The organism is Psychrobacillus sp. FSL K6-2365 (assembly GCF_038003165.1).
Taxonomy (GTDB): domain Bacteria; phylum Bacillota; class Bacilli; order Bacillales_A; family Planococcaceae; genus Psychrobacillus; species Psychrobacillus psychrodurans.
In genome coordinates this window covers 2,618,239-2,632,797 of sequence record NZ_JBBOOO010000001.1, presented here as the reverse complement: position 1 = coordinate 2,632,797, position 14,559 = coordinate 2,618,239, and the positions used below count along the sequence as shown (strand labels likewise).

Below are 14,559 nucleotides of genomic sequence, written 5' to 3'. Positions count from 1 at the left end.
GAGGGGCAATAAACAATGAAAATAGCAGTCATTGGTGCAATGGAAGAAGAAGTAGAGCTTCTGAGAAAAGAAATAGAAAATCCTGAAACAAAGACAATCGCAAACAGTGAATTTACAAGTGGGACATACAAGAATCATGAAATTGTTTTATTGAAAAGTGGAATTGGGAAAGTGAATGCAGCAATGACCACTTCCATATTATTAAGTGAATACAAACCAGATTATGTCATTAACACTGGTTCAGCAGGTGGCTATGATCCAAATCTAGAAGTTGGGGCCATCGTAATTTCACATGAAGTAAGATACCATGATGTGGATGTAACCGCTTTTGGCTATGAAATTGGTCAAGTACCACAGCTCCCAGCATCATTTAAAGCAGACGAGCAATTAATGAAATTAGCAGAGGATGCTGTACTTGAAATTGGCGAACACCAAGCTGCAACTGGTTTAATCGCTACGGGTGATATCTTTATGCATGATCCTGCAAAAGTAGAACAGGTACGTATTCATTTTCCACAAATGAAAGCTTGTGAAATGGAAGCAGCTGCAGTAGCACAAGTCTGCCATCAATTTGAGGTTCCTTTTGTTGTAATCCGAGCACTTTCTGATATTGCTGGTAAAGAGTCTTCTATCAGTTTCGATGAGTTTTTGCCAATTGCTGCAAAACATTCAACACAAGTAGTCTTAAATGTAATTGAAAAACTATAGGTTTGTCATTAAATTGCCATACTGAGTAGTTTGACACATATTAATAATTCTCCTATTATGTGCTATGATAATGTCATCAAGCGCTTTCAATGTTAGAGGGGGAGATCCAATGTTATTTTTAATGGCGATGTCAGTTTTAGTTACAGCGGTTTTAGCATTTATCATGATCGCAGAGACAAGTGAAGATTGATCCTACCTAAGCTCTTTTGGTGTTTGATACATCAAAAGAGTTTTTTTCATGTATATAGGATTGATACAGTTTTACTAATGCGCGTTTTTCAATCCGAGAAACGTAACTTCTAGATATTTTTAGTTGCTTAGAAATATCTTTTTGAGTCATTGGTTCATGACCAAGTAATCCATATCTTCGGATGATAATTTCGAGTTCTCTGCTTTCAAGTTGTGACAAATGTCTATATAAGTTATTTGTATCCTCTTCCTCTACTAGCTGTTCATCTGTGCTTTTATCGATACCTGGAAGCAGGTCTGTAATCTCTAAAGAGTGACCATCCTTATCCATACCAATTGGCTCATGTAGTGAAACATCTTTTTGTACCTTCTTTAATGATCGTAAATACATTAATATTTCATTTTCAATGCATCTGGCAGCATAAGTGGCTAGTTTAGTTTTCTTCGTCGGGGTATAGCTGTTGACAGCCTTCATCAGACCAATTGTACCGATAGAGATATAATCATCTAATAGTTCATGTTTTGGGTGGAATTTCTTTACAACATGAGCAACCAATCGCATATTTCGTTCAATTAGTTCGTCGCGAGCAGATAAATCGCCTCCTAAAAAACGATCTATCATGACTTTTTCTTCTTCCGGACTGAAGGGTTGATGAAATGCCTGGCCTTTCAAATAACCAAGCACGAGAGGGAATTCTACAAAGATGCTTATAAAGGCAGTCATTATACCTGTAATGAGGTTCACCTCCATCTAGTTGTTAGTCTAATGTATGTCGAAAGCTGGCGAAATATGAAAAAAGCGACCGCAAATTCGCAGCCGCTTTCTTTAAATTTAACACGTATACACTTTTTAAGTCATTTGCTGTCTAGCTCCAGCGCCTAGCTCTTCGAGTCGCTCCAGAATTTCGGGCGCAGAAGAACGTTGTCAGGGCTAACATAAGCGCTTGAGCATTCTGTCATTAAACTTTTCTTAGTGTAAATGTACTGATCATTAGCAATGCGAGAATTATGAACAAAAACATATACGAAACAGATGGTATATATTCTATCGCAAAATAAGACAGGGTTAAAATCACACCAGCAACAGTAATTGGTAGACCTGTAAAAAAACCATTCGGTTCAGATATATTAAATCGTGCAAGCCTGAAAGCACCACATGCTATATAGATGACAGTTATAATCATTCCAGTAACACTAAACTCTTGTAGTACCAATGAATACATCAGTAATGCAGGAGCTATCCCGAATGAAATAATATCGCTCATGGAATCTAGTTGTTTGCCTAATTCGGATTCAAGGTGAAATTTTCTTGCTACAATTCCATCAAATCTGTCTAAAAGGCCAGCTATAAATATAAATAATACACTGAACGTGTAATTTTCATTCATCGTTGCCATGATGGCTGCACCACCAAATGCAAGGTTGCCAATGGTGACCATATTCGCCGCATGTGATTTCAATTTTTTTACTGTTTGATACATCGCATTTAGTAAAAACATTGCAAATCACTCCTTTACAAATAACATATTTGTTCATTATACTTCGATTAAGTAAAAATAGTAAGTTTAATTTTTTCTAGGGAGCTAAAAAATGAGAGAAAGATTATATCAAACCATGATTGAATTAACCAATGGAAAATGGTCATCGTCACTAATCCGAAGCTTTACACAGTCCAAAATAAGCAAACATATGATTCCCTCTTATATAAAATATTTTAATATATCAACTCAAGATACTATACAAAAAAGCAATGATTTTCCTACTTTACATGACTTTTTTGTTCGAAAGGTTAAAGAGGATAGCCGTCCGATTGATAAGGGAACTACTAGCATTATAAGCCCTGTCGATGCTACAATAGAAACTTTTGGGGATATTACAGAGGATGGACTCTTTTATGTAAAACAGAAAACCTACACTTTACAGGATATGCTAGGTTCAGAAAAAATAGCTTCATCCTTTCAAAATGGAAAATATATTGTTTTATATTTAAGTCCAGCAGAATATCATCGAATCCATTCCCCAGTTGATGGGAAAGTACTCCAACAATATATTCTTGGTGAAAAATCGTATCCAGTCAATAAATGGGGTCTTCAATTTGGAAAACAAACAATAAGTGGTAACTACCGAATGCTTACGGAACTAGAAATGCCAAATGAAAAAAAATGTATACATATAAAAGTAGGAGCGATGTTTGTAAATTCGATTGAGCTTACGAATAATTCTACTGTATGGAATAAAGGGGAAGAGGTCGGGTATTTCTCCTTTGGATCGACTGTCGTCATGCTATTCGAAGCGGATAGTGTGGAGTTCTCAAGTGAAGTTCACCCTGGTAAATTTGTCCGAATGGGTGAGAATGTAGCAAATATGCTATAATCATAAATAGAAAATGCCTCGAATTGGAGTGTTCGTCTTTGTATTCAAATTTTATACCTAGTGAATTTGTAAGAAGTGTCTATCATATAACACCTGAATTGCTAAAAGATAAAGGGATTAAGGCAATTATTACAGATTTAGATAACACATTAGTTGAATGGGATCGACCAGATGCTACCCCTAAATTAATCGAGTGGTTTGCAAGTATTAAAGCTGCTGGGATCCAAGTAACCATTGTTTCTAATAACAATGAACTACGAGTTAAATCCTTTGCAGACCCTCTTGGAATTCCATTCATATTTAAAGCGCGTAAACCACTTGGAAAAGCATTTCTCCAAGCTTTAAGCATTATGTCAGTAAAACGGGAAGAAGTAGTAGTGATTGGTGATCAGCTATTAACCGATGTATTTGGCGGTAACAGATTAAAACTTCATACGATTTTAGTCATTCCAGTTGCAAAATCAGATGGATTTGTGACCAAATTTAATCGTATGGTGGAACGAAGAATTTTTAGTTACTTGGACAAAAAAGGACAAGTTACATGGGAGGAAGAAGCGTGACAGAAGCACCAAAATGTATCGGTTGTGGTACAACAATACAAACAGAAAAAGTTGGAGAGCCAGGTTATGCGCCAATTTCCTCTTTAGAAAAAGAAGATATTATATGTCAGCGTTGTTTCCGCTTGAAGAATTACAATGAATTACAACCAGTTTCATTGACAGATGATGATTTTCTACGAATTTTAAATAGCTTAGGCACGCAAAAAGGGTTAATCGTTAAAATAGTTGATATCTTTGATTTTAATGGTAGTTGGTTACCTGGTTTGCATCGTTTTGTCGGCAACAACCCTATTTTGTTGATTGCTAATAAAGCAGACTTACTACCAAAATCAGTGAAAAAAAATAAAGTCATTAATTGGATGAAGCAAGAAGCTAAAAAACTTGGTTTGTCTCCAATAGACGTATTATTTGTTAGTGCACATAAAGGGACAGGCATGCCAGAAGCGATGGAAGCAATTGAGCATTATAGAAAAGGCGAAAACGTTTATGTCGTTGGTTGTACAAATGTTGGAAAGTCCACATTTATTAACCGTATTATTAAACAAGCAACTGGAGAAGATGCGATTATTACTACTTCACATTTCCCTGGTACTACATTAGATATGATTGAAATTCCATTAGACGATAAAAAATCATTATTTGACACTCCTGGGATTATTAATCACCATCAAATGGCGCATTATTTAGATCCAACGGAATTGAAATATATTACACCAAAAAAAGAAATTAAACCGAAAGTATTTCAGTTAAATAGTGAACAAACATTATATCTTGGTGGTTTATCTCGTTTTGACTTTATTAAAGGTGAACGTGCAGCTTTTACTTGTCATATAGCAAATGATATTCCAATTCATCGCACAAAATTAGAGAATGCGGATAATTTATATAAAGAACATAAAGGTAAATTATTATCTCCACCTAGCGAAGAGTTTGCGGATCTATTACCACCTTTAGTTCGTCATGAATTTAAAATTAAAGATGATAAAACAGATATCGTATTTTCTGGATTAGGGTGGATTACTGTACAGCGTGGAGGAGTAATTGTAGCAGCTCATGCTCCAGCGGGTGTAGAAATTTCAATTCGTCCATCGTTAATATAGGAGGGATATATTGAAAAAATGGTTTGCTGTGATAGGAAATCCAATATCCCATTCCTTATCACCTGAAATGCACGAGACATGGTTAAAACAATTGAATGTTGATGCAACTTATATCCCTATACATGTTGAACTAGATCATCTTGAGCAAGCAGTAGAATCGTTAAAACTTCTAGGATGCAGTGGCTGGAATGTGACTGTTCCTTTTAAAGAAGCGATTATTCCTTATCTTGATGAAGTGGACGATTCTGCAAAAGGAATTGGAGCAGTAAATACAGTTGTAAAAACATTGGACAACAAATATGTTGGGTATAATACCGATGGATTGGGTTTTATCAACTCCCTTGGCCGTATTTTACCTGAATACAACATATTGATAATTGGTGCAGGAGGAGCTGCACGTGGTATAGCTCATGCTCTCAAAACACAAGGTTTTACGCATCTGACAATAGCGAATAGAACAGTAGAAAAGGCAAGAGTATTAGTGGAGGAACTAAAGGCAGGACAGGCAGTTACTCTTGAGGTAGCTGAAAATACATTAATCAAGTTTGATGTCATCGTCCAAACAACGCCATTAGGTATGAAAAATAGCGATGCATCATTGCCAATTCAGTTACATCAGTTAAAAGAGAATGCAATTGTTGCAGATATCGTATATAATCCTTTAGTCACCCCTTTAATAGAGGAAGCGAAGAAATACAATGTTCGAACAATTAATGGTCTAGGGATGCTTGTACATCAAGGCGCACTAGCCTTTTCATATTGGAATGGAGTTAATCCCGATACTGATGGGATGATCCAACAATTGATAGATCAATTAGGAGGAAATTATGTTAACAGGTAAACAAAAAAGATTTTTACGTAGTCAAGCACACAATCTATCTCCGATTTTCCAAGTCGGTAAAGGTGGAGTAAATGATGCGATGATTAAACAAATCGGAGAAGCACTTGAAGTTCGAGAATTAATCAAAATTAGTATTTTACAAAATTGTGAAGACGATAAGCATGAAGTTGCAGAGGCCCTTGCAAAAGGTACGAGATCAGAGTTAGTGCAACTAATCGGTTTAACAGTAGTACTGTACAAACCGTCTAAAAATAATAAACGAATCGAGCTTCCAAAAGCGAGTCGTGCATGAGAAAAAAAGTAGGGATTTTAGGTGGGACTTTTAACCCGCCGCATATTGGTCATTTGATAATTGCAAATGAAGTACTACATGCGTTGAAATTAGACGAAGTGCGTTTAATGCCAAATGCTAACCCTCCTCATAAAGAAATAAAAAATAGAGTTACAGCTGCACAACGACTGACTATGGTGGAAATATCTATAAGAGAGATTCCCATGTTGAAAATAGAAAAGATTGAAATTGAGCAGGGAGGAACTTCTTACACTTTTGATACGATGGAGCTACTTAGAAAACGTGAACCGCTAACTGATTTTTACTTTATTATCGGTGGAGATCAGGTAGAAGATCTACCTAAGTGGTATAGAATCGAAGAACTTATACAAAATGTGCATTTAGTAGGAGTTCCTAGACCAAATAAATTGCTCAAAACTGCATATCCTATAGTAACTTTAGATATACCTCAAATCGATTTATCTTCTACTACCATTCGAAATCGAATAACAAATGGAGAAACTACTCAGTTTCTTATTAGTGATGGTGTTCGGGACTTTATCCGAAAGGAGAAGCTATATGAAACATGAACATTTACTTGCGCAGATGAAAAATCGGATGCCCGAAAAGCGATTTATACATACAAAAGGTGTAGCTGAAACAGCTATTACACTGGCTAAAATGTATGGAGAAGATTTTGAAAAAGCAGAGATTGCGGGAATTTTGCATGACAGTGTAAAGTATGCCAATCAAGAATGGCTAAGATCCATAATTGTTTCAGAAAAAATGAATCCATTATTATTAAATTTTAATCATGAATTATGGCATGCTCCTGTTGGTAGTTATGTAGCGAGAACAGAATTTCAAATCTCGGATCAGGATATTTTGCAAGCTATCGAGTTTCATACAACGGGGCGGGCTGGCATGTCGAAACTTGAAAAGATCATTTATGTTTCTGATATGATAGAGCCTAGTCGGAAATTTTCAGGAGTCGAACTTTTACGTGAAAAAGCAAAGGTCGATTTAGAAGATGCAATGACAAGTTGTATAAGGCATAGTATTTCATTTTTAATAGAAAAAAAACAACCGGTATTTCCGGATTCATTTCATTGTTACAATGATATGATACAACAGAGAGGAACAGTGAAAGAATGACATCTTCAAATTCATTAGTAGAAATCGCTTATAAAGCAGCGGACGATAAAAGAGCAGAGGATATTGTAGTATTAAATATGCAGGGGGTTTCATTACTTGCTGATTACTTTTTAATCTGCCATGCAAACTCGGATCGCCAGGTTCAAGCAATTGCAAAAGAACTAGAGGACCAAGCCTTCAAAGCAGGTTTTAATGTGAAAAGATTAGAAGGTTTTGATGAAGCAAGATGGATTTTAGTTGATATGGGTGACGTCGTAGCACATGTATTCCATAAGGATGAGCGTGCTTATTATAATTTAGAGAGACTTTGGGGAGACGCACCAATGATTCAAGTTGGGCTAGATGCTTAATGTCCACGTATGAACAATTTGCTTATATTTATGATTCATTAATGTCAGACATACCATATAACAAATATGCGGAATGGGTACAACAGTATGCACCTGTGACTACATCAAAAAAACTAGTCGATATTGGCTGTGGTACAGGAGTTCTTAGCAACCATTTTGCAAAAGCGGGGTATGAGGTAACAGGTGTAGATTTATCCGATTCTATGCTTACAGTAGCTCAAAATCGAAGCTTTGAAAATGGAACGAATATTTCTTTTATATGTCAATCAATGGCAGAACTTGAAGGTGTAAATGAGGTAGATGTAGCGGTTATTGCTATAGATTCTATAAACTATCTAGAGACGTTAGAAGAAGTAGAGCAGACATTCAAACGCTTGTTTGAAGCTTTAAATCCAAGTGGACAGTTATTTTTTGATGTCCATTCTCTTTATAAGATGGATGTTATATACCCAAATGGACCTTTTACGTATGAAGATGAGGAAGTTGCTTATATTTGGCATACAGAACCAGGTGAAGAAAATCATTCAATTTACCACGATATAACTTTTTTTGTACGTGATGAATCAGGTTATTATGAACGATTTGAAGAATCCCATTACCAACGTACGTATTCTGTGGAAACATTCAAGACTCTTCTAGAAACAGTAGGCTTTTCTTCCGTGAATGTCCGTGATGATATTTTTGGAAAGCCTATAGGAGAAGTGGATAGATGGTTTATCCATGCTGTAAAATAAGGTATACTGGGTGAGAGACGTATCAATCATCTAGGGTCCAAACCTGTTTCTATCGTTTAGAAGATGTGTGGACATACATTTTGCTATATTTATATCGAGTGAATTTTTAGGGATGCTTGTTAGTGTGACGACTGTCACAACCAACAAGCATCTTTTTTAGTCGTCTTGCTACTCTAAGATACTTGTAGGTGTTTTTGTAGAGGAAACTCTTGAAAATGCAATTTCTTTAGTTATTTAACTTCTCTATTTCCACTCGCTAAATCTTCCTTCTTCGTTAGTGACAGATCTTTCTTTCCCTAGTTATTGGTAATTTTTTACCGTTATGACTTTTAAAATAACCCTTTTCATCTACACGTAAATTTAGTATAGTTTTTATAACTCCATATAATTTACCTCTTATGAAAGAGGCTGATGATTCTGATTCAACAGTTCGTCCAGAAATATAAGAAAATGCTATTACTCCCAGTAGTAGTAATAGGAATAATACTGTTCATCAGTATTCAATCCTTTCTAAAATCGGCTACCCCCAAAGCTGATTCAATCCCAACTATCCCATTAAAAGAAAATTTTCCAGAAGAAGAAATAATTGAATATGTAGAAACTCCCCTTGTTTTTGTGGAAGTAAAAGGTGCTGTAATGAAACCGGGTGTTTATGAACTTTTAGAAGGAGATCGTGTATTAAATGCGATTGAAATGGCTGGTGGCTATTTAGAGTCTAGTAACTCAAAACATATTAATCATGCAGAGCGTGTGAAAGATGAGATGGTAATCTATGTTCCTGAAGAGGGCGAAGAAGTAGAAGAAGTGCTGTTACCTACTAGCAGTTCACAATCGTCGTTAGTAAATATAAATAATGCTGATTCTACAGTTTTGTCTACTTTACCAGGCATTGGAGCAGCTAAAGCCGAGGCAATTATTTCTCATCGCGAGCAATCTGGAGCCTTCAAGGAAAAACAGGATTTAAAGAAAGTAACTGGTATTGGACAAAAAACATATGAGAAACTGGAACCATTAATATCCGTAAAATAACAAACGAATTATTGAAGTTTCTTACACAAACTACTACACTTAGATAAACGTATATTTTGGAGGTAATTATATGGAGAGAATAACATGGGATCAATTTTTCTTGGCTCAGAGCCATTTACTTGCACTTAGAAGCACATGTACACGTCTTGCAGTTGGCGCTTCGATTGTGCGTGATCGCCGAATTATGGCAGGAGGATATAATGGATCTATCTCAGGTGGTGACCATTGTATTGATCATGGATGTTATGTCGTGGATAACCATTGTGTGAGAACTATACATGCAGAGATGAATGCTCTTTTACAATGTGCTAAATACGGGATTACAGTGAGTGGTGCTGACCTATATGTAACTCATTTCCCATGCTTACCGTGTACGAAATCAATCATTCAAGCTGGGATTAGTCGTCTGTACTATGCTCAAGACTATAAAAACAACTCTTATGCCATTGAATTGTTAAATAAGGCGGGAGTCGAAGTTATTCATGTGCCTTTCGATGAACGAAAGATAGATTTCTTGAGTGATGAAAAAGTTGCGTTGTACACAGAACTAATATCAAAGCTGAAAGAAAAAGGAGCAAGTGTTGAAGAATTAGCACCATATGAAATGAAGGTGGCAGAACTATTTGGATTAACAACATCCGCGGAAATTTAATATATATCGCTATAGCAGTTATAGTAGGTGTAATAGCAGCTTACGAATCTATCATTATCCTGTTCTTCTTGTTTGTAATTCTTTTTTTGCTTTTATATAAACAGTTTTCAGTGTCATTTATAGTAATTATTTTATGTTTAGGAATAAGTTGCTATTTTTATACTTTGCAGAGAATGCCTATTCCTTCACTAGCTCAAAATGTCACCCAAATTACTTGGACAGACACATATCGCATTAATGGAAGCACTCTACGTGGTTTTGCTATATCAGAGAACAAGGATAAGTGGTATGTTCAATTAAAACTGGAAAGTGAACAATATAAGGAAGCGTTCAAAAAACATTCCCTTGCAGGAATAACTATGAATATACGCTCGGAAGAAACTTCTAATGGACCAAAATCACATATGTATGCATTTAATATGGAAAATTATTTAAAAAGTAATGGCTCTGTCGGACAACTTCAAGTTACTCAGTATGAGCTCATTGGAAAAAATACAGATTTTATAACTTTTATGGCAGGGCAGCGTTTTAAGGTGAAACAGCATATACGGGATCGCTTTCCATTATCGCTCCAAGCAGAGGCAGAAGCACTTTTAATAGGTAGTAGGGAGCAAATGCCTTCCGATATGCAAAGTGCCTACCAGACACTCGGTATAACGCATCTATTTGCTATTTCTGGTCTACATGTTGCGCTCATCGTTTGGTTAATTTTTGAAATAATGATTCGTTTAGGTGTAAGAAGGGAAACCGCAAACTGGTTGTTAATAATTGCACTACCTTTATATGCTTTGCTTGCTGGAGGGGCGCCTTCCGTATGGAGATCTGTTTCTGTAACAGAGATTGTTTTAATCTCAGTACTTTTTCAAAGAAAAATAGCAATAGAAGACGCTTTTTCATTAAGTTTTATGGGATTTGTCTTTCTAACACCTTGGATTATATTCCAAATTGGTTTTCAACTCTCCTATTTAGCTGCATTTTCACTTATTTATTCCTCGATTTTATTAAAATCAACTCATTCCTATTTATTACAATCGTTTATTCTAACTGCAGTTTGTCAAGTTATCGTTTATCCTATTCTTCTCTATCACTTTTATGAAATTTCTATTTCTTCTTTCCTCGCAAATTTAATATTTGTTCCCTTATTTACGTTTCTCGTTTTACCTCTTAATCTTTTGTTTCTGTTGCTAACATTTGTAGTGCCTTCTATCTCTGAAGCTTTGTTTCTCGTGTATGAACCTATTCGAGGCTTAATTGATATTCTCATTCTAAAGTTAGGTACATTACCATACCAGATGTGGAATCCTATGAGGCCGGAGAACTGGATGATACTTCTTGCCTACACTAGCGTGATTGCAATACTTATCTCCATAGAAAGAAAAAAGAAGGTATTTGGATGTACCCTTTATTTCTTAATCACTCTATTAGTTATTCAATTAGCTCCTCTTACGGATTCAACAACTCGAATTACCTTTGTAAATGTTGGACAAGGTGATTGTATACTAATTGAAATGCCTTACCGAAAACAAGTAATAATGATAGATACAGGTGGATTACTAAGGTTCGATCAAGAAACTTGGAAACAAACAAATGAACCTTACGAAATTGGTAGACAGGTTGTTTTGCCTTTGTTAAAAGGAAAGGGTATAAATGCAATCGATATACTTATCATTACCCATGCAGATGCTGATCATATGGAAGGTGCAGAAGAAGTTCTAAGAGGAGTAAAAGTAAAGGAGATTCATATTACTCCTGGTTCTTGGGAGAAAGAAGTAATGGATGATTTAAGGGTGGAGATTGATAAGCAACGAATCCCGGTTTATGAAAAGATTGCTGGGGACATTATCTTTTCAGATTACTATCATTTTCAATACTTATATCCAATGGATGAAATATATGAGGGGAATGATGATTCTCTTGTATTATCAATGAGAAATAATAATTTTCATGGATTATTCATTGGAGATTTAGAGGAACGAGGTGAGTTAGATCTAGTGGAGTATTATTCACGAGCAATACAACAAATTGATGTATTGAAAGTAGGTCATCATGGCAGTAAAACCTCTAGCACTGAGCAGTTTTTGAATTTGGTTCAGCCTAGTGTAGCGATAATACAAGCAGGCTTTGAAAATCGCTATGGTCATCCACATCCAGAGGTGGTCGAGCGTCTAGAAGAATTGCGAATTCCTTATTTACAGACAGGGACGGACGGTACTATTGAAGTCGAGATTAATAAAAGTGGGGATATGACTGTTACAATTCCATAAGTATTTAAAGGACAAAGGCTTAATAAGCCATATTGTGTGGCCACGTCTGACTAACATCCTGTGGCAAAAGGAGAATGAAGCTGTGCCCCAGATGCTTAGAATGTTTCCGCTTGCTATATTATATTAGCTTCGAAATATGAAAGTGCAGTGAAAAAAGGGTTTTACCTCCACGAGGCAAAACCCTTTTAGTTTTCAATCAGTACGATTGAAGAATATCTCACTAATTGAATTTTCATTTTATCGAGCTACGAACTCAATAACGGTTGCAATGACAAACATTATTGCAAAAAAACCAAAGGAGACTACAAAACCTACACCAGAGTCGATCGCGTCGTTACGTTTCGACTGGACATTTTGTTCAAACTCATTCATTGTTACCCCTCCTATTTCCACCTAATTATAAAGGATTGCCTATAAAAAATCTATATACAAACTTTTCTTTTTCTAGTAAGGCATATAATGTCACAATTTATACACGTATTTACGATATAATGAAATATAACTATACATAGCAAGGAGCACTTAACATGATTTCAGAAAAGTGGATGCAGATATCTAATAATAACATTTCTTCTGTGTATTTATTATATGGAAATGAAGCATATTTTATCGAAGAAACATTAAAAAGAATTAAAAGACAATTAAATGATCAAGGGGAATTAGAAGTTATCACCTTCGATATGGAGGAAAGTAAAGTAGACGAGGTTATGTATGAGGCAGATACTATTCCTTTTTTTTCAGATAAGAAACTGGTTATAGCAAAAAATGCATTCTTTCTAAAAGCGACTGAAAAGGGAAAAGAAAAAATAGTCCATGATACGGTTAGTCTAGAAGAGTGGTTGAAATCTCCTTCACCATCAGCAATCACTGTTTTTATAGCACCTTATGAAAAACTAGACGAACGTAAGAAAATTACAAAAGCTATGAAACAGACAGCCAATGTTATTGAGTCAGTTAGCTTACAGGTCCATGATTTAAAGGGATGGATTTTACATGAACTTTCTACACATGGGAAAACGATGTCTGATGAGTCTATAGATTGCCTTATTGAACTTGGTGGAACGGATCTTGTTCATCTGCAGACAGAGTTAGCGAAAATAGCAACTTTCGTTGGCGAAGAGCAAGAGATCGATAGTGACACAATAAAGAAGTTGCTTGTACGTACTCTAGAGCAGGATGTTTTTACATTAGGAAATGCTTATCTTTCGGGGCATAAAAGTGAAGCGATTGAAATTTATCACGATTTATTGAAGAGAAAAGAGGATCCATTAAAGCTAAATGCTTTAATAGCAACACAAGTTAGATTAATGGTCCAGGTAAGCCACTTAAAGAAAAAAGGCTATCATGCTCAGCAAATTGCCAATCAGCTTAAGGTCCATCCATACCGAGTAAAGTTATTAATAGATCACCCTATGCTTCACAATGAACAAAAACTGCTGCAAACATTGAATGATCTTGCGACAGTCGATTTACAGTTAAAAACACTAAATATAAATCGAGATAGAATTTTAGAGATGTTTTTGCTGAAGTAAGGGGCTTAATCGTTATTAAGTTCACTCTATAATCTTTGGATTTAAGTATGTTAATCCACCAATAAATACGTGATTAAAGATGGTTTTTCCAAGTTATAGTCTGTTAAGCAGAAATTGCTAGTCACTTCATTTTGTGATGGTGTTTTTACGGGCATTTATGTTAATAACAGAATTCCAAGATATGTTCATGATTCTTTCTTTAAATCCTACTCTTTAGGGGGGATAGCGCGATTTGATATTCTATATTAGAACCTAAAAGTAATAATCAACGAGAAACCTTTTGTGCAATGTTTTTTTAAAAAATAGTTTCTTTTATGTGAAGTCAAAAATGCTTTTACAGAATTTTCACCGTGCACTTAAGGGGAAAACTATTTTTTGAAAAAAATAAAGACTATCCGAAATAATCGGATAGTCTTTTTTTATTACGCTTTTTTCATTAATTGAGACTTCTTACGAGAAGCTGCGTTTTTATGAATTAATCCTTTTGAAGCTGCTTTTTCAAGTTGTTGAATAGCAGTTTTAATTAGATCTTTTGCGTTTTCGTCGTTATTAAGAGCAGCAGTATCAGCTTTTTTCACAGCAGTACGCATTGCTGATTTTGCTTTTGCGTTTTGAGTGTTTAATCTCTCATTTGTCTTAACACGTTTAATAGCAGATTTAATGTTTGGCATACCTTTCACCTCCTAATAAGGTCTGAGATGATACATTTCTTTCTAATACAACAAGCATTATTTTAACAAACACAAAAACAAATTGCAATATATAAATGCAAAGAATATTTACTTGACACATCGACCACAC

At 35.4% G+C, this 14,559-nt stretch carries 18 protein-coding genes; 14 read left to right on the top strand and 4 right to left on the bottom strand.

Features of this window, described 5'->3' with window-relative positions; genetic code table 11:
• Positions 1-15 precede the first annotated feature (15 nt).
• Positions 16-708, top strand: a complete 693-nt coding sequence (mtnN, locus tag MKY29_RS13140) for a 5'-methylthioadenosine/S-adenosylhomocysteine nucleosidase (RefSeq protein ID WP_241596552.1) — start codon at positions 16-18, stop codon at positions 706-708.
• A 196-nt stretch (positions 709-904) separates the two neighbouring features.
• Here the strand turns inward: mtnN and sigK are convergent, their stop codons facing one another.
• Entirely contained in the window at positions 905-1,633 is a 729-nt protein-coding gene (gene sigK, locus MKY29_RS13135) for an RNA polymerase sporulation sigma factor SigK (RefSeq protein ID WP_090564485.1), read from the bottom strand.
• 223 nt (positions 1,634-1,856) lie between these two features.
• The gene (pssA, locus tag MKY29_RS13130; protein WP_090563892.1) at positions 1,857-2,396 is read right to left on the bottom strand and encodes a CDP-diacylglycerol--serine O-phosphatidyltransferase; all 540 of its coding nucleotides are present in this window, start codon (positions 2,394-2,396) and stop codon (positions 1,857-1,859) included.
• 91 nt (positions 2,397-2,487) lie between these two features.
• On the opposite strand from pssA, the gene MKY29_RS13125 reads away from it, so the two are divergent.
• The 12 genes from MKY29_RS13125 to MKY29_RS13070 all read left to right on the top strand — a co-directional run bounded on the left by MKY29_RS13125 (position 2,488) and on the right by MKY29_RS13070 (position 12,226).
• Positions 2,488-3,270, top strand: a complete 783-nt coding sequence (locus tag MKY29_RS13125) for a phosphatidylserine decarboxylase (protein ID WP_093496136.1) — start codon at positions 2,488-2,490, stop codon at positions 3,268-3,270.
• A gap of 38 nt (positions 3,271-3,308) precedes the next feature.
• On the top strand, positions 3,309-3,830 hold the full coding sequence (locus tag MKY29_RS13120; RefSeq protein ID WP_090563888.1) for a YqeG family HAD IIIA-type phosphatase: 522 nt from the start codon (positions 3,309-3,311) through the stop codon (positions 3,828-3,830).
• Positions 3,827-4,930, top strand: coding sequence for a ribosome biogenesis GTPase YqeH (gene yqeH, locus MKY29_RS13115; protein WP_093496135.1), 1,104 nt, complete (start codon positions 3,827-3,829; stop codon positions 4,928-4,930). The genes MKY29_RS13120 and yqeH overlap by 4 nt, the downstream gene beginning before the upstream one ends.
• 10 nt (positions 4,931-4,940) lie before the next feature.
• Entirely contained in the window at positions 4,941-5,771 is an 831-nt protein-coding gene (gene aroE, locus MKY29_RS13110) for a shikimate dehydrogenase (RefSeq protein WP_241596548.1), read from the top strand.
• Positions 5,758-6,063, top strand: a complete 306-nt coding sequence (yhbY, locus tag MKY29_RS13105) for a ribosome assembly RNA-binding protein YhbY (RefSeq protein ID WP_090563882.1) — start codon at positions 5,758-5,760, stop codon at positions 6,061-6,063. Before aroE ends, yhbY begins: the two co-directional genes overlap by 14 nt.
• Positions 6,060-6,632: a nicotinate-nucleotide adenylyltransferase gene (locus tag MKY29_RS13100; protein ID WP_241596545.1), complete on the top strand. Its 573-nt coding sequence runs from the start codon at positions 6,060-6,062 to the stop codon at positions 6,630-6,632. The genes yhbY and MKY29_RS13100 overlap by 4 nt, the downstream gene beginning before the upstream one ends.
• A complete protein-coding gene (yqeK, locus tag MKY29_RS13095) occupies positions 6,622-7,197 on the top strand; it encodes a bis(5'-nucleosyl)-tetraphosphatase (symmetrical) YqeK (RefSeq protein ID WP_093496132.1) in 576 nt (191 codons plus the stop codon). Before MKY29_RS13100 ends, yqeK begins: the two co-directional genes overlap by 11 nt.
• Complete coding sequence (rsfS, locus tag MKY29_RS13090) at positions 7,194-7,547, top strand: ribosome silencing factor (RefSeq protein ID WP_090563876.1); 354 nt, start codon at positions 7,194-7,196, stop codon at positions 7,545-7,547. Before yqeK ends, rsfS begins: the two co-directional genes overlap by 4 nt.
• Complete coding sequence (locus MKY29_RS13085) at positions 7,547-8,281, top strand: class I SAM-dependent DNA methyltransferase (RefSeq protein WP_241596540.1); 735 nt, start codon at positions 7,547-7,549, stop codon at positions 8,279-8,281. The genes rsfS and MKY29_RS13085 overlap by 1 nt, the downstream gene beginning before the upstream one ends.
• 411 nt (positions 8,282-8,692) lie before the next feature.
• Positions 8,693-9,310: a helix-hairpin-helix domain-containing protein gene (locus MKY29_RS13080; protein ID WP_340880039.1), complete on the top strand. Its 618-nt coding sequence runs from the start codon at positions 8,693-8,695 to the stop codon at positions 9,308-9,310.
• A gap of 70 nt (positions 9,311-9,380) precedes the next feature.
• Positions 9,381-9,962, top strand: a complete 582-nt coding sequence (locus MKY29_RS13075) for a ComE operon protein 2 (RefSeq protein ID WP_340880038.1) — start codon at positions 9,381-9,383, stop codon at positions 9,960-9,962.
• 173 nt (positions 9,963-10,135) lie between these two features.
• A complete protein-coding gene (locus MKY29_RS13070; protein ID WP_340880037.1) occupies positions 10,136-12,226 on the top strand; it encodes a DNA internalization-related competence protein ComEC/Rec2 in 2,091 nt (696 codons plus the stop codon).
• Positions 12,227-12,463: 237 nt separating this feature from the next.
• Here the strand turns inward: MKY29_RS13070 and MKY29_RS13065 are convergent, their stop codons facing one another.
• A complete protein-coding gene (locus MKY29_RS13065; protein WP_090563866.1) occupies positions 12,464-12,598 on the bottom strand; it encodes a YqzM family protein in 135 nt (44 codons plus the stop codon).
• Positions 12,599-12,753: 155 nt separating this feature from the next.
• On the opposite strand from MKY29_RS13065, the gene holA reads away from it, so the two are divergent.
• The gene (gene holA, locus MKY29_RS13060; protein WP_093496127.1) at positions 12,754-13,758 is read left to right on the top strand and encodes a DNA polymerase III subunit delta; all 1,005 of its coding nucleotides are present in this window, start codon (positions 12,754-12,756) and stop codon (positions 13,756-13,758) included.
• A gap of 422 nt (positions 13,759-14,180) precedes the next feature.
• On the opposite strand, the gene rpsT is transcribed toward holA, so the two are convergent.
• Positions 14,181-14,429, bottom strand: coding sequence for a 30S ribosomal protein S20 (rpsT, locus tag MKY29_RS13055; RefSeq protein WP_090563860.1), 249 nt, complete (start codon positions 14,427-14,429; stop codon positions 14,181-14,183).
• Between the last annotated feature and the right edge of the window lie 130 nt (positions 14,430-14,559).